Origin of the sequence: Nocardioides jensenii JCM 1364 = NBRC 14755, from assembly GCF_001552535.1 — a bacterium.
GTDB classification, from domain to species: Bacteria; Actinomycetota; Actinomycetes; order Propionibacteriales; family Nocardioidaceae; genus Nocardioides; species Nocardioides jensenii.
In genome coordinates this window covers 1-23,594 of sequence record NZ_BCRJ01000127.1, presented here as the reverse complement: position 1 = coordinate 23,594, position 23,594 = coordinate 1, and the positions used below count along the sequence as shown (strand labels likewise).

The 23,594-nt window shown below is 71.1% G+C and carries 21 protein-coding genes; 13 read left to right on the top strand and 8 right to left on the bottom strand.

The window, feature by feature from the left end; genetic code table 11:
* Positions 1-352: 352 nt before the first annotated feature.
* The 4 genes from hutH to NJ4_RS22910 are packed head-to-tail and all read left to right on the top strand — an operon-like array spanning position 353 to position 4,912.
* The gene (hutH, locus tag NJ4_RS22925; protein ID WP_067441070.1) at positions 353-1,897 is read left to right on the top strand and encodes a histidine ammonia-lyase; all 1,545 of its coding nucleotides are present in this window, start codon (positions 353-355) and stop codon (positions 1,895-1,897) included.
* Positions 1,894-3,609: a urocanate hydratase gene (gene hutU, locus NJ4_RS22920; protein WP_176573619.1), complete on the top strand. Its 1,716-nt coding sequence runs from the start codon at positions 1,894-1,896 to the stop codon at positions 3,607-3,609. Before hutH ends, hutU begins: the two co-directional genes overlap by 4 nt.
* A 20-nt stretch (positions 3,610-3,629) precedes the next feature.
* Positions 3,630-4,160, top strand: coding sequence for a hypothetical protein (locus NJ4_RS22915; RefSeq protein WP_067441067.1), 531 nt, complete (start codon positions 3,630-3,632; stop codon positions 4,158-4,160).
* Entirely contained in the window at positions 4,157-4,912 is a 756-nt protein-coding gene (locus NJ4_RS22910; RefSeq protein WP_067441064.1) for an AAA family ATPase, read from the top strand. Before NJ4_RS22915 ends, NJ4_RS22910 begins: the two co-directional genes overlap by 4 nt.
* Here NJ4_RS22910 and NJ4_RS22905 read toward each other — a convergent pair whose 3' ends face one another.
* From NJ4_RS22905 to NJ4_RS22885, 5 genes are all read right to left on the bottom strand, one after another.
* On the bottom strand, positions 4,913-5,467 hold the full coding sequence (locus NJ4_RS22905; protein WP_067441079.1) for a DnaJ family domain-containing protein: 555 nt from the start codon (positions 5,465-5,467) through the stop codon (positions 4,913-4,915).
* 30 nt (positions 5,468-5,497) lie between these two features.
* Positions 5,498-6,364 (bottom strand): hypothetical protein, encoded by an 867-nt coding sequence (locus NJ4_RS22900; protein WP_067441062.1) that lies wholly within the window; start codon positions 6,362-6,364, stop codon positions 5,498-5,500.
* Positions 6,364-7,815 carry an MFS transporter gene (locus NJ4_RS22895; RefSeq protein WP_067441058.1) on the bottom strand — a complete coding sequence of 484 codons (1,452 nt, stop codon included), beginning with the start codon at positions 7,813-7,815 and terminating at the stop codon, positions 6,364-6,366. Before NJ4_RS22895 ends, NJ4_RS22900 begins: the two co-directional genes overlap by 1 nt.
* Positions 7,812-9,140: a M20/M25/M40 family metallo-hydrolase gene (locus NJ4_RS22890; RefSeq protein ID WP_067441057.1), complete on the bottom strand. Its 1,329-nt coding sequence runs from the start codon at positions 9,138-9,140 to the stop codon at positions 7,812-7,814. The genes NJ4_RS22895 and NJ4_RS22890 overlap by 4 nt, the downstream gene beginning before the upstream one ends.
* Positions 9,141-9,214: 74 nt before the next feature.
* The gene (locus NJ4_RS22885) at positions 9,215-9,823 is read right to left on the bottom strand and encodes a nitroreductase family protein (RefSeq protein ID WP_067441054.1); all 609 of its coding nucleotides are present in this window, start codon (positions 9,821-9,823) and stop codon (positions 9,215-9,217) included.
* 87 nt (positions 9,824-9,910) lie between these two features.
* Here NJ4_RS22885 and NJ4_RS22880 point away from each other — a divergent pair, with 87 nt between their 5' ends.
* The 9 genes from NJ4_RS22880 to NJ4_RS22845 all read left to right on the top strand — a co-directional run bounded on the left by NJ4_RS22880 (position 9,911) and on the right by NJ4_RS22845 (position 21,918).
* Positions 9,911-11,125, top strand: coding sequence for an allantoate amidohydrolase (locus tag NJ4_RS22880; protein ID WP_245644681.1), 1,215 nt, complete (start codon positions 9,911-9,913; stop codon positions 11,123-11,125).
* Entirely contained in the window at positions 11,122-12,450 is a 1,329-nt protein-coding gene (locus NJ4_RS22875) for a formimidoylglutamate deiminase (protein WP_067441051.1), read from the top strand. The genes NJ4_RS22880 and NJ4_RS22875 overlap by 4 nt, the downstream gene beginning before the upstream one ends.
* An 8-nt stretch (positions 12,451-12,458) precedes the next feature.
* Positions 12,459-13,601 (top strand): imidazolonepropionase, encoded by a 1,143-nt coding sequence (gene hutI, locus NJ4_RS22870; RefSeq protein ID WP_407668094.1) that lies wholly within the window; start codon positions 12,459-12,461, stop codon positions 13,599-13,601.
* Between the two features lie 119 nt (positions 13,602-13,720).
* The gene (locus NJ4_RS25815) at positions 13,721-13,876 is read left to right on the top strand and encodes a hypothetical protein (RefSeq protein WP_157551309.1); all 156 of its coding nucleotides are present in this window, start codon (positions 13,721-13,723) and stop codon (positions 13,874-13,876) included.
* Between the two features lie 62 nt (positions 13,877-13,938).
* Positions 13,939-16,890, top strand: coding sequence for a helix-turn-helix transcriptional regulator (locus tag NJ4_RS27005; protein ID WP_067441045.1), 2,952 nt, complete (start codon positions 13,939-13,941; stop codon positions 16,888-16,890).
* Positions 16,891-16,956: 66 nt separating this feature from the next.
* Positions 16,957-18,921: an MFS transporter gene (locus NJ4_RS22860; protein WP_067441042.1), complete on the top strand. Its 1,965-nt coding sequence runs from the start codon at positions 16,957-16,959 to the stop codon at positions 18,919-18,921.
* 10 nt (positions 18,922-18,931) lie between these two features.
* Positions 18,932-19,522 carry an SGNH/GDSL hydrolase family protein gene (locus NJ4_RS22855; protein WP_217996967.1) on the top strand — a complete coding sequence of 197 codons (591 nt, stop codon included), beginning with the start codon at positions 18,932-18,934 and terminating at the stop codon, positions 19,520-19,522.
* A gap of 30 nt (positions 19,523-19,552) precedes the next feature.
* Complete coding sequence (locus NJ4_RS22850) at positions 19,553-20,491, top strand: sucrase ferredoxin (RefSeq protein ID WP_067441036.1); 939 nt, start codon at positions 19,553-19,555, stop codon at positions 20,489-20,491.
* A 23-nt stretch (positions 20,492-20,514) separates the two neighbouring features.
* The gene (locus tag NJ4_RS22845) at positions 20,515-21,918 is read left to right on the top strand and encodes a cytochrome P450 (protein ID WP_082749065.1); all 1,404 of its coding nucleotides are present in this window, start codon (positions 20,515-20,517) and stop codon (positions 21,916-21,918) included.
* Here the strand turns inward: NJ4_RS22845 and NJ4_RS22840 are convergent.
* From NJ4_RS22840 to NJ4_RS22830, 3 genes are read right to left on the bottom strand one after another with little or no spacing between them, the layout of a single operon-like run.
* Positions 21,893-22,258 (bottom strand): hypothetical protein, encoded by a 366-nt coding sequence (locus NJ4_RS22840; RefSeq protein ID WP_157551308.1) that lies wholly within the window; start codon positions 22,256-22,258, stop codon positions 21,893-21,895. The genes NJ4_RS22845 and NJ4_RS22840 overlap by 26 nt on opposite strands.
* A gap of 55 nt (positions 22,259-22,313) precedes the next feature.
* Positions 22,314-23,234, bottom strand: a complete 921-nt coding sequence (locus tag NJ4_RS22835) for a WXG100 family type VII secretion target (protein WP_067441030.1) — start codon at positions 23,232-23,234, stop codon at positions 22,314-22,316.
* Positions 23,231-23,518 (bottom strand): hypothetical protein, encoded by a 288-nt coding sequence (locus tag NJ4_RS22830; protein WP_067441027.1) that lies wholly within the window; start codon positions 23,516-23,518, stop codon positions 23,231-23,233. The genes NJ4_RS22835 and NJ4_RS22830 overlap by 4 nt, the downstream gene beginning before the upstream one ends.
* Positions 23,519-23,594: the final 76 nt, after the last annotated feature.

The following is a 23,594-nucleotide window of genomic DNA, read 5'->3' as shown; positions in this document are numbered from 1 at the left end:
CGCTGCCATGGATGCCGCCGGCCTGTGCCGCCGCCTCGTGCCGCAGCTCGCCGGCCCGGGCCCGCCGCTCGGCGGCCTTGCGCTTGTTCATCAGTGAGGCGATCACGCCCACAAGGATGAGGACGACGACAACGGCGATGATGATCCAGATGATCGTGCTGGTCTCCACAAGAATCTCCAACCTGTCGTGGACCCCGTGGGGTCGTTGTTCGGTTGTGCAGACGAACCGACGGGACGCCTGTTCGCCACCATGCCAAAATCCCTCTCCGAATGCCGAGTCGGGTCTCGGATCCGAGACTGGAGCCCGGTGTGAGCTCTGGTGCCCGGGGTCACGCGAGAGTTGGATGGGGGCATGGACAACGTCTCAGTCGGCACCGGCCCGGTTTCGTTCGAAGACCTCGTGGCAGTCACTCGCGGAGGGGCCGCGGTCACGATCGACGACGATGCCCGAGCCGCCATCGAGAAGGCCCGCGCCGTCGTCGAGGAACTGGCCGCCGGGGAGACGCCGACGTACGGCATCTCGACCGGCTTCGGGGCCCTGGCCACCCGCCACATCCCCACCGAGATGCGTGCCCAGCTGCAGAAGTCGTTGGTGCGCTCGCACGCCGCCGGCTCCGGCCCCGAGGTCGAGCGCGAGGTGACCCGCGGGTTGATGCTGCTCCGGCTCTCGACGCTCACCACCGGCCACACCGGCATCCGGCTCGAGACGGCTCAGCTGCTGGCCGACCTGCTCACCCACGGCATCACCCCGATCGTCCACGAGTACGGCTCCCTCGGCTGCTCGGGCGACCTGGCCCCGCTGAGCCACTGTGCGCTCGCGCTGATGGGGGAGGGCCAGGTCCGCGATGCCGAGGGCACCCTGATGCCGGCCGCCGAGGCGCTCGCCGCCGCCGGGCTTCAGCCGGTCGAGCTGGGCGCCAAGGAGGGCCTCGCGCTGATCAACGGCACCGACGGCATGCTCGGCATGCTGGTGATGGCCGTCTCCGACCTACGGATGCTCCTGCGGACGGCGGACATCGCAGCCGCGATGTCCGTCGAGGGCCAGCTCGGCACCGACCGGGTCTTCGCCCCCGAGCTGCAGGCGATCCGCCCGCACCCCGGGCAGGCCATGTCGGCGGCGAACCTGATCGCTCTCCTGAAGGACTCCGGCGTGGTGGCCTCGCACCGGGGTCCCGACTGCAACCGCGTGCAGGACGCCTACTCACTGCGCTGCTCACCGCAGGTGCACGGCGCGGCCCGCGACACCGTCGAGTACGCCGCGCAGGTCGCCGGCCGCGAGCTGGAGAGCGCGGTCGACAACCCGGTGGTGCTCGCCGACGAGGGCCGGGTCGAGTCGAACGGCAACTTCCACGGTGCTCCGGTCGCCTACGTGCTCGACTTCCTCGCGATCATCGCGGCCGACGTCGCCTCGATCAGCGAGCGACGCACCGACCGCTTCCTCGACAAGGCCCGCAACCACGGGCTGAACCCGTTCCTGGCCGACGACCCCGGTGTCGACTCGGGTCACATGATCGCGCAGTACACCCAGGCCGCGATCGTCTCCGAGCTCAAGCGCCTGGCCAACCCCGCCTCCGTCGACTCGATCCCGTCGAGCGCCATGCAGGAGGACCACGTCTCGATGGGCTGGTCAGCCGCCCGCAAGCTGCGCCGATCCGTCGACGGACTGACCCGGGTCGTCGCCATCGAGGTGCTCACCGCTGCCCGCGCGCTCGACATGCGGGCCCCGCTCGAACCGTCACCGGCCACCGCTGCCGTCGTCCGCCTGCTGCGTGAGGCGGGCGTCGAGGGCCCCGGGCCGGACCGCCATCTCTCACCCGAGATCGAGACCGCCTTCCAACTCGTCAAGTCCGGCGCCGTCCTGGCCGCCGCCGAAGCAGTGATCGGAGAACTCAAGTGACTGATCTCGACACCTCCCGCTCGTCCCTCGCGGGACACTCGATCAACGAGCGGCTGCCGATCCACGCGCCGCACGGCACCGAGCTGACCGCGAAGTCGTGGCAGACCGAGGCGCCGCTGCGGATGCTGATGAACAACCTCGACCCCGAGAACGCCGAGCGCCCCGAGGACCTCGTCGTCTACGGCGGCACCGGCAAGGCCGCGCGCAACTGGGAGGCGTACGACGCCCTCGTCCGAACCCTGCGCACGCTGGAGGACGACGAGACGATGCTCGTGCAGTCCGGCAAGCCGGTCGGCGTCATGCGCACCCACGAGTGGGCACCGCGCGTGCTGATCGCCAACTCCAACCTGGTCGGCGACTGGGCGAACTGGGAGGAGTTCCGCCGGCTCGAGGACCTCGGCCTCACCATGTACGGCCAGATGACCGCCGGGTCGTGGATCTACATCGGCACGCAGGGCATCCTGCAGGGCACGTTCGAGACCTTCGCGGCCGTCGCCGACAAGAAGTTCTCCGGAACGTTGGCCGGCACGATCACGCTGACCGCGGGTCTCGGTGGCATGGGCGGCGCCCAGCCGCTCGCGGTCACCATGAACGACGGCGTCGCGATCTGCGTCGAGTGCGACCAGTCGCGCATCACCCGGCGCATCGAGCACCGCTTCCTCGACGTCCAGGCCCGCGACCTCGACCACGCCCTGGAGCTGGCGGTCGAGGCACGCGACGCCCGCAAGCCGCTGTCGGTCGGCGTGCTCGGCAACGCGGCCGAGCTGCTGCCCCAGCTGCTCGAGCAACGCGCCCCCATCGACATCGTCACCGACCAGACCTCCGCCCACGATCCGCTGTTCTACCTGCCGGTGGGTGTGCCGTTCGAGGAGTGGCAGGCCCGCCGCGAGGCCGACCCCGACGGCTTCACCAAGGAGGCCCGGGCCTCGATGGCGACGCACGTGCGGGCGATGGTGGAGTTCCAGGACGCTGGCGCCGAGGTCTTCGACTACGGCAACTCGATCCGCGACGAGGCGCGCAAGGGCGGCTACGACCGGGCGTTCGATTTCCCCGGCTTCGTGCCGGCCTACATCCGGCCGTTGTTCTGCGAGGGCAAGGGCCCGTTCCGCTGGGCGGCGCTCTCCGGCGACCCCGCCGACATCGCGGCCACCGACCGCGCGATCAAGGAGCTGTTCCCGGCCGACGAGAAGCCGGAGTACGCCCGCCTGCACAAGTGGATCGACATGGCCGGCGAGCGGGTCGCGTTCCAGGGCCTGCCCGCCCGCATCTGCTGGCTCGGGTACGGCGACCGGCACCGGGCCGGCCTGAAGTTCAACGAGATGGTCGCCTCCGGTGAGCTGAAGGCGCCGATCGTGATCGGCCGCGACCACCTCGACTGCGGGTCGGTGGCCTCGCCCTACCGCGAGACCGAGGCCATGAAGGACGGCTCCGACGCGATCGCCGACTGGGCGCTGCTCAACGCCCTGGTCAACACCGCCTCCGGTGCGAGCTGGGTGTCGATCCACCATGGCGGCGGCGTCGGCATGGGCCGCTCGATCCACGCCGGCCAGGTCTGCGTCGCCGACGGCACCGACCTGGCCGCGCAGAAGATCGAACGCGTGCTGACCAACGATCCGGGCATGGGCGTGATCCGTCACGTCGACGCCGGCTACGAGCTCGCCGCCGAGGTGGCCGCCGAGCGCGAGGTGCGCATCCCGATGCAGGAGAGCTGAGTGGGCATAGCATGACGCGCATGCGTCGTCTCTCGGGACTGGTCCTGGTCATGCTCCTGGCAGTCACCGCCTGCTCGAATGAGGAGAGCAGCGCCGACCGTCCGTCGCCGGAGGAGGCTGGCACGGCACTGGTCGAGCAGATGACGCAGCTGCGCGCCGAGGTCACCGACGGGGTGAAGCCGGTGAGGGCGTGGCAGGTGAGCATCGATGGCTCCAGTGACCTGGCGCTCGGGTGTGACGACGGTGCGCGGCGGCGATACCTCGCCAGCGTGGAGCTCCCGTGGTCGGCTGACGACGACAGTTGGACCGGCCGACTCGTCGGCATGCTGGCCAAGCTCGGCTGGGAGGCAGTGACCTCGGCGCCCGACGACCCCGATGGCGCCGGCCGGGCCCGACTGGTGACGGCGGAACGTGACGACGACGCGGGCACCCACCTCGACGTCTACGTGCAGCAGAACGGATCAGTGCGCCAGACCCTCGACGGGAAGCCGTTTCGCGCGCCCGTCGTGCACCTGATCGTCTCGGCCCACACCGACTGCCTCACCGGATGATCGCCCCGGTCGTTGCTGCGGTTGCGGACCTGCTCGCCGACGTACGCCGTCCGGTGCTGGTCGCGATCGACGGGCCGGACGGCTCGGGCAAGACGCACGTCGCGCGGGCTCTGGCCACCGAGCTGACGGCACGCGGACTGACCACTGCGCACGCCTCCGTCGACAGCTTCCATCACCCACGCGAGCACCGGCACGCGCTGGGGCGGACCCCGGAAGCCGTGTGGGGCCGGCACTTCGACTATCGCGCGATGCGTCGCGAGCTGCTCGACCCGTGGCGCAGGGGGCCGGGTGCGACGTACACCCCGGTCTGGCACGACGTCGATGCCGACACGTACGTCGACCGCGTGTCAGCGAGCGTCCCGGAGCGGGGAGTGCTGGTGGTCGACGGAGTGTTCCTGCAGCGTCCCGAGCTGGTGGACGCGTGGGACCTTGCGGTCTACCTCGACGCGCCACCGGAGGTGACCGTCGCCCGGATGTCGCGGCGTGACGGCACGCCCGATGACGTCGGCCACCCCGACCAGCAGCGCTACCTGCGTGCCCAGGAGATCTATCGTGAGACCTGTGACCCGCTGGGTCTGGCAGATCTCGTGATCGACAACGCCGACTGGGAGAACCCCGCCCTGCGGACACGGTCCGGCGTCGGCCCTGCGTGGCGGCGGGTCGGCGAGGAGATCGTCCGCGAGGTGCGCCTGCCGGTCGATGCCGCGGAACGGGCTGCGGCCATCGACCGCCTCTCTGACGCGGCGGGGTGATCAGCGGCGCCGCTGCCACCAACGCCGTCGACTCGCGTCGGCCTCGCGCTGACGGGCCACGGCGGCCGCGCGCTTGGCCGTACGACGAGCACGCCAGGCCTCGACCTCGGCGTCGACGTCACGCGTCGGTGTGATCACCGGCGGCCCGCCCTCGAGCTGGCGGCGGGCGTTGACGATGCGGAGGTTGAAGTCCTCGAGCACGGAGCGCACCTGCCTCTCACCGGGCTGCCTGTCGAGGACGGCATCGAGCTCGAGGTCCTCCTTGCGCAGCGCCAGGGCCGGCGGGAGCACGGAGATCTTCTCGCGCTCGACCAGCTTCTTCAGCCACCAGTCGGGGTCGTGGACCTCGCCGAGGCCCTCGATCGGCTTGCCGGCGCCGGGCAGGTCGTCGAACTCCCCGCGCTCCATCGCCTGCTGCACCTGGAGATCCACCCAGAGGTGCTGTCTGCGGATGCGTTCCGCGGCGACGGCCTTGCTGGCCGCACGGTCCTGAGAGGTGGCGGGACCCTCCCCATCCTCGGGCCGGCCCTCCGGCCACTCCTCGCTCTCCGGCATCGACACCATCTCCTCACGCTCGGAGGTGTGTCACCTCAGAATAGCGAGCCGGCTCCTGCGCACGAGCCCGAGCACGATGCGGACGGCCAGGGCGACGGCCGCGACGATCGCCGCCGTCCACAACCCGGTCCACAGCGAGTCGGTCACGACGTCCCACACGGCCTCCGCCAAGGCCTGGTCGGGGCTGCGCTCGGTGACCTGGCCGCGCGCCACGTTGAGCACCACCGCCAGGGCGCCGAGTGCCAGCAGCGAGCCGACGGCCAGCCAGCCCAGGGCGGCCAGTCGGCGGCGGGCCGTGATCAACAGCAGCGCCACCAGGACGATCCACAGCACCGGCAGCCAGAACCCGAGGGTGTCGAGCACCTGGTAGCCCTCACGCAGCTTCTCCAGGTCACTGGTCTTCATCAACGGCACGGTCGCGTCGATCCGGCTCACGTCGGCCGGCGTCGTGACACCCACGGAGTCGAGCCGGTCGACGAGGGTGACCACGAGACTGCTGAGGTCGATGCTGACCACGCCGCCGGACGCCGCGACGTCGGGGTTGTCGTCGTCCATGACCGCGATGATCTGCTCGTGCACCTGGCGGTTGCCCTCGGCCCAGGCCTCCCGGAACCGGTCGTCGGAGGTCACTCGTTGGACGGCGCGACCGACCTCGCCGGTCTCCTGGCCCGCGACCGGGGTGCGTGCCATCGCCCGGATCGCGACGGTGTTCAGCTCCCTGCGGACGACCTTGAGCACGACCGGGTCCGAAGCCAGTGGAGTCACCGTCTCGACGTACGCGTCGGTGTCGCTCACGGTGGTGGCCGTCCAGCTCGAGACCAGGGCCAGCGGAAGCAGCAGGCAGGCCAGCAGGGCGACCAGGAACGAGATCGGACCTGGCAGGCGGGGGATGCGCATCAAGCGTGTCCTTCGTGGGGTGGGGACTTCGGAATCACGAGCAGGGCGAGGGCGGCAACGACGGCGGCGCCGGCGCAGACCGCCCACACGGTCAGGTAGCCGCCGAGGGCCGCATGACCCTCGGTCGGGTCATCCAGTGAACCAGTCGCCGACAACGCGATTGCAAACACCGCCGATGCGATGGCGCCGCCGACGGTCTTGGTGGCGTTGGTCATGCCGGTCGCGAAGCCGGTGCGTTCGGGTGGCGCGGCGGCTGCGGCCGCGGCGGGAAGCGACGCGACCAGGGAGCCCGAGCCGAGACCGGCCACGCCCATGTTGACCAGTGCCTGCACCGTGGAGTCGTGGAACGGCAGGAACAGCCCGTAGCCGAGGGCGACGAGGAGACAGCCGAGGATCATCGCCCCGCGTGGGCCGGCGAGGCGTACGACGAGGGGAAGGGTCAGGGCGCCGACCACGAGCGAGATCACGTAGAGCGCGATCAGGGTCGAGACGAAGCCGGCGCTGGCGTCGAGGCCGTAGCCGGCGACGTCGGGGTCGGTGCGGGCGAACGTCGAGAGCGGGATCTGGGCGCCGAGCACCGACATGCCGAACAGGAACGCGGTCAGCTGGATCGGCCACTGGGCCGGCTGCGCGAAGAGGCGTACGTCGATCAGCGGCTCGGGCAGACGGGCTTCGAGGCGGATGAACGGCACCAGGCTGAGCAGCCCGAGCACGATCAGGCCCCAGGCCAGCAGGCTCTCGGTGCCCTGGAGACGAATCATGATCAGCCCGCCCATGACCAGGCCGAGGGTGAGCGTGATCATGCCGAGCCCGGGTAGGTCGACGCCGCCCGTGGACGCGCCGCGCACGTCCTCGATGCCGAACCAGATCACGAAGAAGCAGGCCGTGACGACCACGGCCGGCAGGGCCAGCAGGAAGGTCATCGACGTTGCCGCGACCAGCGCACCGCTGGTCACCGCGCCGATGATCACGCCGATCTCCAGGGCCGCGACCAGGAAGGCCGCCGCCCGTCGGGTGAGCACGGCCTGCTGCCCGCTGGCCGCGGTGCGTCGGTGGATGATCGCCACCTCGAGCGGCAGCCAGACCACGTAGGCGCCCTGCAGTGCCCAGCCGATCAGGAACGTCGTGAACGAGGGCGCGAAGGCCAGCATCCACGAGCCCAACGCGGTCACCGCGGTGGAGATCAGCAGCACGTTGCGGTGACCGATGATGTCCCCGAGTCGCGCCAGCAGGGGTACGACGAGCGCGGAGAGGATCAGCTGTGCGGCCTCGAACCAGTTGACGTCGGCGTCGCGGATGCCCAGGTGGTCGGCGATGTCGGTGAAGATCGGCGTGTAGTAGCCCTGCAGGACGCCACTGGCCAGCTCGACGCAGAGCAGGAACCCGACGATGGCCCACAGCCCCGGGACGACAGGGGTCCTCTGCTGGGAGACGGTCGTCGGCTCCGTCATCGGATGGCTTCGATCAGGCGTCGGTAGAACGCGATGCCGTCGAGGTAGTCGTCGATCCCGATGCGCTCGTCGTAGCTGTGGATGGACTCACGCTGGGCCCGGGTCATCCGGAACGGTGCGAACCGGTAGACCCGGTCACAGATCGCGGTGAAGAAGCGCGAGTCCGTGGCGCCCATCATCACGTAGGGCGTCGGGACCGCGTCGGGGAACGTGGTCGCGATGGTGGCCTCGAGCAGGCGGAACGCGTCGTCGTCTGTCGGGGAGAGCGGGCTGGGCTCGTTGCTCTCGACGACCTCGACGTCGACCCGCTCGTCCTTGACCACGGTGCGGATCCGCTCGACCACGCCGGAGACCGAGTCGCCCACCATGATCCGCACGTTGATCCCGGCGGTGGCTCGGGAGGCGAGCACGTTGTTGGCCGGCGATCCGCTCAAGGTGGTGACCACGGCCGTCGTACGGGTCATCGCGGCGGACTCCGGGCCCGCGGCGACCAGCGCCCTGGCCAGCGCCGGTTTGAGGCGCTCGGCGTTGCGGGCCAGCGGCCTCAGCGCAAGGGGCAGGTGGTCGGCCAGGCGGCGGAACATCTCGATCGTCGGGGCCGGCACCGAGCTCGGGAAGGGGCTCCGGTCAAGGCGCAGGATGGCGCGGGCCAGCCGTGCGGTGGTGTCCATCCTCGTCGGCATGCTGGCATGGCCGCCGCGACCGTCGACGCTGAGCCGCACGTTGGTGATGCCCTTCTCCGTGACGCCGATGACTGCCAACGGCTTGGAGACGCCGGGGAAGGCGTCGTGGGCCACGGCGCCGCCCTCGTCGAGCACGAACCACGGCTCGATGCCCTTGTCCTGCAGGATGCGCACGGCCTCGGGTGCGGCCTTGCCCATCACCTCCTCGTCACAGCCGAAGCTCAGCCAGACGTCCTGTGCTGGCACGAATCCCTGCCCCAGCAGGCTTTCGACGACTTCGCAGATGCCGGCCAGGCAGCCCTTGTCGTCGAGGGTGCCGCGGCCCCAGAGCACGCCGTCGTGGATCTCGGCGCCGAACGCCGGGTGCTGCCAGGTGTCCGACTCCTCGACCGGGACGACGTCGATGTGCGCCATCAGCACGACGGGACGCTCGGCGCCGCGGCCGCGCCAGTGGAACAGCATGCCGTGGTCGAGCACGACCGTCCTGTCGAGCTTCGCGTGCAGCAGGGGGAAGCCGGCGGCCAGCTGTCGGGCGAACTCCTTGAAGGGCGCAGGGTCGATCAGCTCACGATCGGCGTACGAGACGGTGCGGATGCGGACAAGTGATTGCAGCCGCTCGATGGCGGTGGTCGGGCCTCCCATGGCGCGACACTAGACCCGCCGGGACGGCACGTCCGTGGATTGCAGTCACGTGGTGCCCGCAATCCACGGACGTGTCACCAACCGTTGCGGTGCACGACCTCGTCGAGATCCTTGCGCTCCCGCCGAGCCGGTGACCCCGGTGAGCCGGTGTCGGGCATGCGGTGGCCGACGGTGATCGCGCCGATCGGCTTGAAGTCGGGAGGGACCCCGAACTCGTCGCGGAACGCCTGCGTGCGTTGGTCGGGGATGCCGAAGAAGCAGGCGCCCAGGCCCTCGTCGACGGCGGTCTGCAGGATCAGCAGCGCCGCCATCCCGGTGTCGATGTGCCAGTAGGGCACCGGCCAACGCTGGTCGGATCCGCTCTTGTCCTGCTCGGCGTAGCGGGTCAGGTAGGCCGGCTTGTTCGAGAGCGGCACGATCACCACCGGCGCCGTGCGCATCCCGTCCAGCCAGTCGTTGCCCTGGGCGGGCGAGCCTGTCGGGACCTCGGGGCTGGTGGCCCGCCAGAACCGGCCGACCGCGTCGGGGGTGTCCAGGCGCAGGAAGGCCCACCCCTGCGTGAAACCGGCACTCGGGGCACGTGTCGCGTGGTCGAGCATCCGGTCCACCACGGTCGGCTCGACCGGGCGGTCGTCGTACCTGCGGACCATGCGCCGACGGCGGACGACTTCGCTGAACTCCATGGGCGGGAGCATCGCACGTCTCGGATCCGAGACGGCACGCGGTCGGGTCGCGTTGACCCGGCGACCCGGGAACGGTGGACTGTCGAGGTGACCTTCGAGCAGATGTGGCGCGACCTCGACCCGATCGGACGCTCGGCGAGCAGTGGCGGCTACTTCCGGCAACCGTTCGGCTCCGCCGAACGCGAGTGCCACGCCTGGTTCCTGGAGCAGTGCGCGGCCCGGGGGCTCGAGGTCGAGTCCGACGGCAACGGCAACACGATCGGTTGGTGGCGGACCGGGGAGGGCCAGGGCGTGCTCACCGGGTCCCACCTCGACTCCGTGCTCGACGGTGGTGCCTACGACGGCCCACTGGGCGTGGTCTCGTCCTTCGCGGCGATCGACCTGCTCCGCGACCGAGGCTTCGTGCCGCAGCGTCCCCTTGGCGTGGGTGCGTTCGTCGAGGAGGAGGGCTCACGGTTCGGCCTGGCCTGCCTCGGCTCGCGTCTGATGACCGGCGCGATCAGCCCGGCAGCGGCCCAGGAGCTGCGCGACCGGGACGGTGTTCCGCTGCCCGACGCGATGGCGGCGTCCGGCCTCGACCCGAGCCTCGGCCCGGGCCGGTTGCTCGAGGGCGTCGGGGTCTTCGTCGAGCTCCACGTCGAGCAGGGGCGCGACCTGGTCGACCGCGGTGCGGCGATCGGCGTGGCCAGCGAGATCTGGCCGCACGGGCGCTACCGGTTCGACTTCACCGGCGAGGCGAATCATGCCGGCACCACCCGCATGGAGGACCGGCACGACCCGATGCTGACCTACGCGATGACCGCCATGGCCGCGAACGAGCAGGCCCGGGCGTCGGGGGAGCGGGCCACCTTCGGTCGCATCGAGGCGGTGCCCAACGGCACCAACGCCGTGCCGTCGCGGGTGACCGCCTGGCTCGACGCGCGCTGCGCCACCGACGACAGCCTCGAGAAGCTGGTCACCGAGATCGGGCGGATGGGCCACGACCGCGCCGGCCGCGACGGCACCGGTCTGTCGGTGACTGCCGAGTCGGTCTCGGCCCGGGTCGGCTTCGACCCCGACCTGGCGGGTCGGCTGGCCGACGGCCACGACGGCGGCGCCTGGCCGATCATCCCCACCCAGGCCGGGCACGACGCCGGCATCCTCTCGGCGGCAGGCATCCCCACCGCGATGCTCTTCGTGCGCAATCCCACCGGCGTCTCGCACTCGCCCGCCGAGGCTGCGGAGACGGCCGACTGCCTGGCCGGCGTCGAGGCGCTGGCCACCAGCCTGGAGCGACTTGCGGGAGAGGGTGCAACCGAGTGACGACGTACCTGCTGGAGAAGGCGCTGGTCGGCGAACAGGTCCTGGACGACGTGCTCGTCACCGTCGACGCCGGCCGCTTCGTGGAGGCCGGCCCCGACGCTCGTGACCGGGCGATCCGGCTCCCCGGGCTGAGCATCCCCGGGCTGGCCAACTGCCACTCGCACGCCTTCCACCGGGCACTGCGCGGCCACACCCAGCTCGGCCGGGCCGGTGAGCCGCCCGGGACCTTCTGGACCTGGCGCGAGCAGATGTACGCCGTGGCGCGGCGGCTGACCCCGGACAGCTACTACGCCCTGGCCCGCGCGACCTACCGCGAGATGCTCGCCGCGGGCATCACCTGCGTCGGTGAGTTCCACTACCTCCACCACCAGCCCGACGGCACGCCGTACGCCGACCCGAACGCGATGGGCAACGCGCTGATCGCTGCCGCCAAGGACGCCGGCATCCGCATCGCGCTGCTCGACACGTGCTACCTCGCCGCCGGCATCGGCCGGGCACCCGAGGGCGTGCAGGTTCGCTACTCCGACGGTGACGCAACCCGGTGGGCAGGGCGTGTGGACGCACTGAAGGGCGACGACACCACCGTCATCGGGGCGGCGGTCCACTCCGTGCGCGCCGTCCCGAAGGACCAGATCACCACCGTCGCCGAATGGGCGCAGGGCGACGGGCAGTCGGGGAAGCCACTCCACGTCCACCTCAGCGAGCAGGTCGCCGAGAACGAGCAGTGCCTCGCCGCCCACGGCCGCACCCCCACCGAGCTCCTCGACGAGGCCGGAGCCCTCGGCCCGATGACCAGTGCCGTGCACGCCACCCACCTCACCGACCACGACCTGGCCCTGCTCGGTTCCGCCGGCACGCACGCCTGCTTCTGCCCCACCACCGAGCGTGACCTCGGTGACGGCATCGGGCCGTCTCGGGCGCTGGCCGACCACGGCGCCCGGCTCACGCTCGGCTCCGACAGTCATGCGGTGATCGATCCGTTCGAGGAGATGCGTGCCGTCGAGCTCGACGAGCGGCTGGCCACCCAGCGGCGCGGCCACTGGTCAGCGATCGACCTGCTCGGCGCGGCCACCCACGACGGTCACGCCAGCCTGGGCTTCCCCGACGCGGGCCGCATCGCGGTCGGACAGCGAGCCGACCTGGTCACGCTCGACCTGACCAGCCCGCGGACCGCCGGCACCGGTGCCGGGCCGGAGACCGTCGTCTTCGCCGCGGTCGCCGAGGACGTCCGCTCGGTGATGGTCGACGGTGTGCTCCACGAGACCGCCGCCCTCCGCCCGGAGATCGGCCACGAGTTGCGGGCCGCGACCGAAGGAGTCCGATGAGCACCCCCCTGAGCACCCTGGTCACCAACATCGGCGAGCTCGTCACCTGGCAGCAGGACCGGCCGGTCCTCGACCGGGCGGCGATGGTCCTCGAGCACGGGACGGTCGTCTGGGTGGGCCCCGCCGTCGACGCACCGCAGGCCGACACGGCGTACGACGTCGGTGGTCGTGCCGTGATCCCCGGCTTCGTCGACAGCCACAGCCACCTGGTCTTCGCCGGCGATCGCGCCGAGGAGTTCACCGCGCGGATGGCCGGTGAGGCCTACGCCGCCGGCGGGATCCGTACGACGGTGCGCGCAACCCGGGCCGCCACCGACGAGCAGCTCACCTCCCACGTGGCCCGGCTGGTGCAGGAGATGCGTCGGCAGGGCACGACCACCGTGGAGATCAAGAGCGGCTACGGGCTCAGTGTCCTGGACGAGGCACGGTCGCTGGCAGTTGCGCGGCAGTTCACCGAGGAGACCACCTTCCTCGGCGCCCACGTCGTCCCGGAGGGCACGACGCCGGAGGACTACGTCGACCTGGTCACCGGCCCGATGCTCGCCGCGGCCGCCCCACACGCCCGCTGGATCGACGTGTTCTGCGAGACCGGGGCCTTCGACGGAGACCAGGCCCGCGCGGTCCTCGAAGCCGGCAGGGCGGCAGGGTTGCCCGGTCGCATGCACGCGAACCAGCTCGGCGAGGGGCCCGGGGTGCGCCTGGCCTGCGAGCTCGGGCTGACCGCGGTCGACCACTGCACCTACCTCAGCGACGCGGACGTCGACGCGCTCGCGCAGAGCGGGACGATCGCGACCCTGCTGCCGGGGGTCGAGTTCTCCACCAAGCACCCGTTCCCCGACGCTCGTGCCCTGCTCGACGCGGGGGTGTCGATCGCGATCGCCACCGACTGCAACCCCGGCTCGTGCTTCACCAGCTCGATGCCGTTCTGCCTCGCTCTCGCCGTGCGCGAGATGGGCCTGACCCCCACCGAGGCCCTCGACGCCGCCACCCGCGGCGGCGCCCGGGCCTTGGCCCGCGACGACGTCGGCACGCTCACCCCCGGCAGCAGCGCCGACTTCACGGTGCTCGACGCCCCCAACCACCTGCACCTGGCCTACCGCCCCGGGGTGCCCCTGGTGCAGGAGACCTGGCTGGCCGGCCGGCGGCTGTGACGGGCCGGATCTGAGGCACCCCGAGGACCACCTAGGGCTCTCGCCCCATGTGCGCCCCTACCTCAGGGGCGCAATCTCGTGTCATCAGCAGAACTCAGATGGCACGGAAGGGGCACACCATGGACACCAGCAACACCTACTTCGCCAACGCGGAGGTCGCCTACCGCACCAACCAGGTGCGTGAGGAACTGAAGTCGGTGCGGCGCCGTCGCCGCGCCGAGCGCGACCGGGTTCCCGCCGTACGACGACCACTGGACGACGACCTCGCCAGCTGACTCCCGCGGTGCGAGTGAAACCCGCAGGCGAATCCACCCTCCCACCCGGCATCATGGGGGATGTGGCACCTGCCGGAACGAACCAGACCCTCGTCGGACGCGACACCGAACTCGCCGAGCTCAGCTCGACACTCGGAGTGCGTCCGCCGAGGGTCTCGTCGCGCCAGGGGCAGGGAGGTCAGGTCGCCCAGCCCAACGTCGTCCTCCTGTCCGGTGATGCCGGGGTCGGCAAGACCCGCCTGCTGACGGAGCTGCGCGACGTCGCCTTCGCCGAGGGCTGGCAGGTCGTGGCCGGCCACTGCCTGGACTTCGGCGACAGTGCGCTGCCCTACCTGCCGTTCTCGGAGGTGATGGGCCGGCTGGCCACCGACCTGCCCGACGTGGTCGACACCGTGGCCGGCGTGCACCCGGGCCTGGGGCGTCTCCAACCCGGCCGGCGCATGCTCAGTGGCGATGCCGGCGAGGGCACGGTCGGGCGGACCGACATCTTCGACGCCGTCCACGCCCTGCTCGAGGCGGCCGCCGCGAAGGCGCCCCTGCTGCTGGTGATCGAGGACGCTCACTGGGCCGACCAGTCCACCCGCGACCTGATCAGCTTCCTGTGCAGCCGCCCGTTCCTCGAGCCGGTGGCGATCGTGGTCAGCTATCGCGCCGAGGACCTCCACCGTCGCCACCCACTGCGCGCCCAGGTTGCCGAGTGGTCGCGGATCCGCGGCGTCGAGCGGCTCCAGCTGCCCCCGCTGGACCCGGCGGCAGTGCGCGAGCTGATCCGGGAGCTGCATCCCGACCAGCTCTCGGAGCTGGGCGTCTCCGACATCGTCGACCGGGCCGAGGGCAACGCGTTCTTCGTCGAGGAGCTGGTCGGCGCCACGTGGGCCTCACGGGTGCCCGAGGACCTCGCCGACCTGCTGCTGGTGCGGCTGGACCGTCTCGACGAGGTGGGTCGTCAGGTCGTGCGGGCGATCTCCGTGGCCGGGCGTCGGGTCTCGCACGGCCTGCTCGTCGAGGCCGCCGGAGTCTCCGAGGGTGACCTCGACCGGGCCCTGCGTGCCGCCGTCGACTCCCACGTGCTGGTCACCTCGAGCGACGACTCCTACGCCTTCCGCCACGCCCTGCTGGCCGAGGCGATCTACGACGACCTGCTGCCCGGTGAACGAGTCCGGCTGCATGCGGCGTACGCCGAGGCACTGAGCGACGGCCGCGCCCGGGGCACCGCCGCCGAGCTGGCCCGCCATGCCCGTGCTGCCCGTGACTTCGCCACGGCCCTGGGCGCCAGCATCCGGGCCGGTGACGAGGCGATGGCAGTCGGTGGCCCGCAGGAGGCCTCGCGGCACTACGAGCACGCGCTCGAGATCGCCACCGATCCGAAGCTGGCCTCCGACGTCAACGTCACCGAGCTCGTGGTCAAGGCGAGCGACGCGCTGCTGGCCGTCGGGCAACCGCACCGTGGGCTGACCCTGCTGGAGCGCCACCTGAGCTCACTCCCCGATGACACCGAGACGGAGGCCAAGGCACACCTGCACCTGGCCGCGGCCCAGACGGCGCAGCTCTTCGACAACGACGCCAACTGGGAGGCGCACGCCGACCAGGGCTATGACCTGATCCCGGTCGAGCCGACCCGCGACCGGGCCAGGCTGCTGGCGATCTTCGCCCGCGTGATGGTCGGCAGCCGCGCGAAGGAACGGGCCCGTGAGGCGGCGATGGAGGCGTTGGCCCTCTCCGAGACGCACAGCCTGCCCAAGACCGCGGCCGACGTGACGGTCACCCTGGTCGGCCTCGACAAGCGGGTGCCGATGGAGGAGCTCGAGGTCGCCCTCGGTGACGCCGTACGCCGAGGCCTCGAGACCGGCGCGATCAACTCCGAGCTGCGGGCCCACTATCTCCTCGGCCGCGCCTACCAGGACCGAGGCCGGTTCACCGAGGCCTGCGAGGCGTTCGCCCGGGGCACCGCGCGGGCCAAGGAGGCCGGTGTCCCGTGGGCGCCGTACGCCTTCGACTGCCGGTTCCAGCACGCCCAGATCGCCTACGTGGTGGGCATGTGGGAGACGGCGCTCGCGCTCACCGACATGACCGGGCAGTCGCCGCCGCCGATGGCCGAGGACATGCTCGTCGCGCTGCGGCTGGCCGTGCTCTCCGCGCGCGGCGGCGCCCACGGCAAGGAGCTGCGCAAGTTGCGCAAGCACTGGGCGCGAGACGGGGTGCTGGCCATCATCTCGGCACCGGTCGAGATCGAGGCGTTCGGGCGGGCGGCCAAGCCGCAGGCCGTGGTCGACACCCACGACCTGGTCATCGACACGCTCACCCCCAACTGGCCCGAGCTCTTCCAGGCCCGGGTGCGACTCTCCGCGGTCACGATCGCCGGGCTCTCGGCCTCGGTGCCGGTGATGAGCAGCGACGAGCGGACGACGTACGCCGCAACCGCGGAACGGCTGCTCGCGGTCGGGCACCGCGTCCTCGACGCGGCCGCTGAGTCCGCGGTGCTGTGGGGTCCCGAGGGCCGGGCGTGGGGCAAGCGGCTCGACGCCGAGATCCTGCGGTTCCGATGGTTGGCCGGCATCGACACGCCCCCGGTCGACGACCTCCTCGAGGTCTGGCGCGAGACCGTGATCCTCTTCGAGGACTTCGGTCACGCACACGAGACGGCCTGGTGCCGGACTCACCTGGCCTCGGTGCTGCGCGCCTCGGGTGATCAGGCCGGAGCCCGTGAGCTGGCCGACCTCGCCCGGCAGGAGGCGCAACGACTGGGCGCCAAGCCGCTGCTCGAGGCGCTGAAGACGATCGGCACCACTCCGGTGCGCGCCGAGTCGGCCGCGTCGACCTCGCTGACCCCGCGCGAGACCGAGATCCTCACCCTGGTGGCCAGTGGGCGCACGAACGGTGAGATCGCCAAGCAGCTGTTCATCAGCGTGAAGACCGTCAGCGTCCACGTCTCCAACATCCTCGGCAAGCTCGGGGCCTCCGGGCGCACGGAGGCGGCGGCCATCGGTCGCCGTCGTGGCCTGATCTCGGAGTGAGTCGGTCGAGCTCGGGCCCACCCACGAGGTGGCAGACTGCGCGGTGACGACCACGAGGAGCCCGGATTGAGCACATCGGCACGTCGCCCACCCACCTGGGCGGTGATCACGGTGCTGTCCCTGGCCGGCATGCTGGCCGCCCTGCAGCAGACCCTGGTGGTGCCGCTCACTCCCGAGATCCCCCAGATTCTTGGCGTCTCCGACGCCGACGCCTCGTGGATGGTGACGATCACCCTGCTCACCGGCGCGGTGGCCACCCCGATCGTGTCCCGGCTGGCCGACATGTTCGGCAAGAAGCGGATGATCCTGACCGCGCTGGTCTGCATGGTGGCCGGCTCGCTCATGCTGGCCATCGGCACCGGCTTCGTGACCGCCCTGGTCGGTCGCGCCCTGCAGGGCTTCGCCGCGGCGATGATCCCGGTCGGCATCAGCATCATGCGTGACGAGCTGCCACCCGCCCGGGTCGGCTTCGGTGTCGCCCTGATGAGCGCCACCCTGGGCATCGGCAGCGCCCTCGGGCTCCCGCTGTCCGGCGTACTCTTCGATCACTTCGGGTGGCACTCCCTGTTCTGGGTGTCGGCCGGCTTCGGCGTGCTGGTCACCGTCGGCGTCTACCTGCTCGTCGACGAGTCCGACGTCCGCTCCCCGGGCCGCTTCGACTACCGCGGGGCCGTCCTCCTCTCGGTCGCGCTCACCTCGTTCCTGCTTGCGATCACCAACGGCGGACAGTGGGGCTGGACCAGCCCCGGCGTGCTGGGCTGCCTCGCCCTGGCCGCGGTCGTGATGGCCGCCTGGTTCCCCTACGAGCTGCGGGTCGGCGAGCCACTCGTCGACCTGCGTACGTCGGCCCGCAAGCCGGTGCTGCTGACCAACGTCGCGTCGGTGCTGATCGCGTTCGCGATGTACGTCAACATGCTGCTCACCGTGCAGCAGCTCGAGCTGCCCGCGGCCACGGGCTACGGCTTCGGACTCGACGTGAGCGCGGCCGGGCTGGCGATGGTCCCGTCGGGCCTGGTGATGGTGCTGCTCTCGCCGGTCTCCGGCACCCTGCTGAGCCGGTACGGCGGCCGCAGCACGATGCTCCTCGGCGCGGCGATCATGGCCGGCGGCTACCTCTTCCGGATCTTCGTGCACGAGTCGGTGCTCCAGATCATCATCGGAGCGACGGTGGTGGGCATGGGCACCGCGTTCGCGTTCGCGGCGATGCCGACGCTGATCATGGCCGCCGTGCCGATCACCGAGACCGCCTCGGCGAACGGCCTGAACTCGCTGATGCGGGCGGTCGGCGGGTCGACGTCCAGTGCGGTTCTGGCCGCGATCCTGACCTCGATGACGGTCGGGTTCGCCGGCCGGCAGATTCCGGCCGAGCACTCGTTCACGCTGATGTTCTGGCTCTCCGTGCTGGCCTGCTTCATCGCGTGCCTGGTCATCCTCCGCATCCCGGTGCCCTCGCGGGTGGCAGCCGGGCGTGAGGGCGTGCCGGCCGTGGCGGTCGCCGGTGACCGCAGCGAGACGGTCGTCCACGGGCGGATCCTGCCCGGGGGCGATGTCCCGCGCCAGACGCACACCGTCGTCACGGTCACCCGCATGGACGGCCGGCCGGTCGACTGGGCCCGCTGCGACAACGAGGGCCGCTTCTCGGTGGCGCTGCCCGGTGCGGGTCAGTACCTCCTGATCGGCAATGCCGGCGGCTGGGCGCCGCAGGCACAGGTGCTCGACTTCCGGGGCGGGTCCCTCCAGCAGGACGTGGCGCTTGAACGGCAGCTGACCCTGTCGGGCACGGTCACCGATGGCGGCGCGGTGGTGCCCGGCGCACTGGTCACCCTGCACCAGGGTGTCGGCGACTTCGTGCTCTCCGACCACGCCGACGACGAGGGTGAGTTCACCGTGCCGTTGCCGTCGGCGGGCATCTACATCGTCAGCGCGGCCGGTGCCGACTCCGGCCGGGCCGCCTCCCGCAAGATCACGGTCGGCGCCAGGTCGGAGGTCGTCGACATCGACCTGGCGTTGGAGATCCGGGCCGATGCGTGAAGGCGGGTTGATGAGACTCGTGCTCACCGGCGACTCGATCACGGCCGCCGGCCGGGACCTCGCCGACGCGACCGACCTCGGCACGGGCTACGCCGCTCGCGTCGCTGCGGGCCTGCCCGACGCCGAGGTGGTGAACACCGGCGTCAACGGCCACCGGGTGCCCGACCTGCAGGAGCGCTGGGAGCGTGACGTCCTCGCGCACGAGCCCGACGTGGTCTCGCTGATGGTCGGCGTCAACGACATGTGGCGCCGCTACACCCGCCAGCAGGTCTCGCCGGTGGCACGGTTCGAGGCCGGCTACCGCGACCTGCTGACCCGCACCCGCGCGGCCGGCGTCGATCGGATCATCGTGCTCGAGCCGTTCCTGCTGCCGGTGCGGGACGAGCAGTGGTCCTGGCGCGCCGATCTCGACGAGAAGATCGCCGCGGTGCGACGGCTGGCCCGCGAGTTCGACGCCGAGCTGGTGGCCACCGACGGCCCGATGGCGCAGGCCGGGTCGCTGGTCGGGGTCGACGCACTGGTCCGAGACGGCGTGCACCCGACGGCGCAGGGGCACGACCTGCTCGCCCGGCACTGGCTCGCGGCCTACCGCGCCCGCTGACCGGCGACGAGCATGCGCGATGCTGGAGACATGACCGACCCCGCGAACGACTCCTCCGAGCGGCTCCGGTGCTCGGTGGGTGCTCGCGGCGAGCAGTTGGCCGGAACGGCGGCCGTGGACGCGGCCTACCTCCTGGTCGAGCACCCCGGCCCCTGGGGCAGGAAGGCCCTCGCCGAGAGCGGCCTGCCCGAGCACGTGCGCACCGGCCTGGCCGAAGCAGCCGACGAGGCCGGCGTCCGTGTCCAGCTGATCAGGCGGCACGGGCGCACGCCGTCGACGGAGGCGTTCCGGGTCTTCCTCGGCCACGCCGCACCGGGTGCGGCCTGGCTCGAGACCACGGTGCTGGAGGTGGCCGACGATCTTCTCGACCTCGACCTCGACGGGCTCGCCGAGGGCCGGTCGGCGGGCCTCGAACCAGTGGAACACCAGCTGTTGCTGGTCTGCACGAACGGGCGCCGCGACGCGTGCTGCGCCGAGTTCGGTCGACCCGTGGCGACGGCGCTCAGTGCCACCCACCCGCAGGAGACCTGGGAGACCACGCACCTGGGCGGGCACCGGTTCGCCGGCGCGATGCTGGCCCTGCCGCACGGCATCTCCTACGGCCGCCTCGACGTCGACTCCGCGGCTCGGGTGGCCCGGGCAACGCTCGCCGGCGAACTCGTGCCGGAGCTGATGCGCGGCCGAACGGCGTACGCCCCTGCCGTGCAGGCCGCCGAGATCGCACTGCTGGGCCGGCTCGGCGAACGACGGGTCGAGGGGCTCGAGCTGGTCGAGGTCAGCCCACCGGCCCAGGCGACCTCGACGCCGGCCACGACCAGCAGCGTCGTGTTCCGTCACGCTCGCGACGGGGACACGCAGGTGCACCGGGTGCTCGTGACCGAGACCCCCGGCACGCCGGTGCGGACCAGCTGTGCCGATGCCGCGTCCAAGCCGACGAGACGGTTCCGGATCGAGATCGGGCGCTCGTAGCAAGGCGCTTGTAGCATCGAAGGATGGCTCTCACCGACCAGCAGGTGTCGCATCTGACCGATGAGCGGCTGGCCCGCACCACGCTCCGATCGGGCGTGCGCGCCAGGATCCCGGCGAACCAGCTGCCGCCCGGGTTGTCGTGGCCGGCGATCTTCCAGAGCATCGGCCTGATGCGCTTCCGGCACCGGTTCGTGCCCTGGATGCACCGCAGGTTCGGCGACGTGTTCACGGTGCGCCTGATCCCGGGCAGTCAGCCGTTGGTGCTCTTCGCGCGACCCGAGCACGCCCGCGAGATCTTCGCCGGCGACCCGGCGTGCTTCCACGCCGGCAAGGGCAACGCCGTGCTCGGGCCGGTGATGGGCGAGCACTCCCTGTTGCTGGTCGACGGTGCCGAGCACAAGCGGGCCCGCAAGCTGCTGATGCCGGCCTTCAACGGCGCCGCCCTGCACTCCTACGAGTCGCTGGTGGCCGACGTGGCCCGGGCCGAGGTGTCCACGTGGAACGACGGCGAGGAGTTTCGTTCACTGGACCGGATGAACCGGATGACCCTCGAGGTGATCCTGCGCGTGGTCTTCGGGGTCACCGACGGCGAGCGACTGGCGAAGCTGCGCCCCAGGGTCAACGACACCGTGAACATCTCGCCGACGATCCTGCTGGGCTGGGGGTGGCCGAAGCTGCAGAGGGTCGGGCCCTGGAAGGCGCAGGTCGAGAACCAGCGTGAGCTCGATCGGTTGATCTGTGCCGAGATCGCCGAACGTCGTGGTGCACCCGACCTGGCCGAACGCACTGACGTGCTGTCGCGGCTGATCCTGATCGACGACGACGGTGACAGGCTCAGCGACTCCGAGCTGCGTGACCAGCTGGTCACGCTGCTCCTCGCCGGCCACGAGACGACCGCGACGGCGCTGGCCTGGGCGCTCTACGAGGTGGGCCGCGACCGGGAGCTGCTGGCCCGCACCCACACCGCTGCCGTCGAGGGTGACGCGGCGTGGCTCGAGGCCGTGCTCAAGGAGTCGATGCGTCTGCACCCGGTGATCCCGATGGTCGTGCGCACCCTGATGAAGCCGGCCACGATCGGTGGCATCGATCTGCCGGCCGGGGTCACCGTCGGCCCGTCGATCATCCTGGCCCACGCGCGGGAGCAGAACCATGTGCGGCCGGGCGAGTTCCGGCCCGAGCGCTTCCTCGAGCAGCACGGCAACCGGGTCGGGCCCGCGGTCAACACCTGGATCCCGTTCGGTGGCGGAGTGCGCCGGTGCATCGGGGCCGGGTTCTCGTTGATGGAGGGCGTGGCCGTGCTGCGTGAGGTCTTCAGCTCCTGTGACGTCACCGCCATCGGCGACGACGAGCCGAAGGTTCGCAACATCACCAGCGTGCCGCGCGAGGGCGCCAGGATCAGGGTCAACTGGCCAGGGCCGCGCCGCTGAGGTCGAACGTGGCCGCGACATCGTCGAAGAGGTCGGTGAAGTCGGGGTGGTCGCGATGGTCGGCCGAGGCGACCATCGACCACACCCGTCCGTCGGCCTGCCAGCTCCACATCTCGACGATGACATCGTGGCGAGGGGTGCGGTGGAAGAACCGGAGATAGCCCACGTCGACGCCCTGGAAGTCGTAGATGTCGCAGTCCTCGACGTCGACCCGGTCGAAGGTCGAGCGCACCAGCTGGCGAGCGTGCTCCATCTGCTCGCGCATGCGTCGGACCGTGTCGGCCACCGTGAGTGTGATCACCGGGGCGAAGCCGCTCGGTGGCAGGCTCGTCGGTGACATCTCGAGGACGATGCCGGGCCGCGTGGGATCGGTGACCTGCCACCCTCGGGGTGTCTCAATGGGCGACACGGTTGATCACCCCGAAGTAGACATCACCCTGCAGCTTGCCGAACTTCTTGCTGTAGTCGTGTGCCCCGTTGACACACCTGGCGAACTTGACGCCCTTGAACGTTCTGGCGCACGCGTAGGCCCCGACGCCGGTGACCACCACGACTCCGTTGATGTACATCGCCTTGCGGATGTCTCTCTCCAGCGACCCGTCAGCCCACCTTCGGCGGAGTTCCTCCTGCCCCTTCTCCAGGGTCAGGGTGAACGACTTCTTGCCCACCTCAGCGGCACCCAGAAGAAGACCGATGCCGGGCCTCGAGATCGGGCCGGCGGGCAGGGGCACGTCATCGAGGTCGGGCAGCCGGTCGTCAAGGGCGCCCATGATCCTGGATGCCGGGCCGGTGGAGAGCGTCTTGCCCACAGCCAGCGTGCCGATGTCGACCGGGTCCCACTGCAGCGCCCGGACCTGCTGCAGGCACTGTCGCCACGCGGACTGCAGCTGCTGCTCGTGCTCCCGGGCCCGGGTGGCCACGCCGACTGCATGGTCGAGCGAGCCCTCCTGGCCGGTCTCGAGGGTCACCTCGCCCATCTCGGGCAGGGTCGCCCCCACCGGGATGCCGGCGTGGACCGCGATCGCGCGGGCCCGCTGAAGCTCGGCCTTCACGTCGGTCAGGCCGGCGGCGAAGAGGCCCAGCTCGGTCGCCAGCAGCTGCAGACCCTCGTGGAGGTCGTCGGCTCGGTGGATGCGCTCCTTGACCACCGACGTGAAGGCGTCGGAGGCGTCACCGGTCCAGTCGCTGGCTGCGGTGAGCATGCAGCGGGCCAACATGTCGCCGGCGGCACCGATCTGCTCGTTCAGGGCGCGGACCTGCCTGGCGGCCTCGCGGCAGGTCGACGGTGATCCGTCGACGGTCAGGTCGATGCTCATTCGTAGAGCGCCTCCCCGAGGAGATTCAACATCCAGCTCGTATGGCCGTCGGTCTGGGAGTAGAAGGCCAGTGCCCGGTCGAGGCCGTCGGCGATGGAGCCGAGATCCTCGGCGAACGCGTCGGCGAGCCCGACCACGTGGTCGACTGCGGACCGGGTTTCGCCGGTGGTGACGCCCGTGTCGGGGGAGGGCAGCGTGCTGCCGCCGACCAACTGGGCCTGCTGGGTGCGCATCGGCCCCGGCAGGGTGCCGATCTCATCGAGGTCGATCTCGTATCCGCTCATGGACACGACGCTAGGAACCCGTCAACGCGCCGGCAACGTGCCGTACGCCGTCCTGTGGAAATGAGCGTGAACTGCG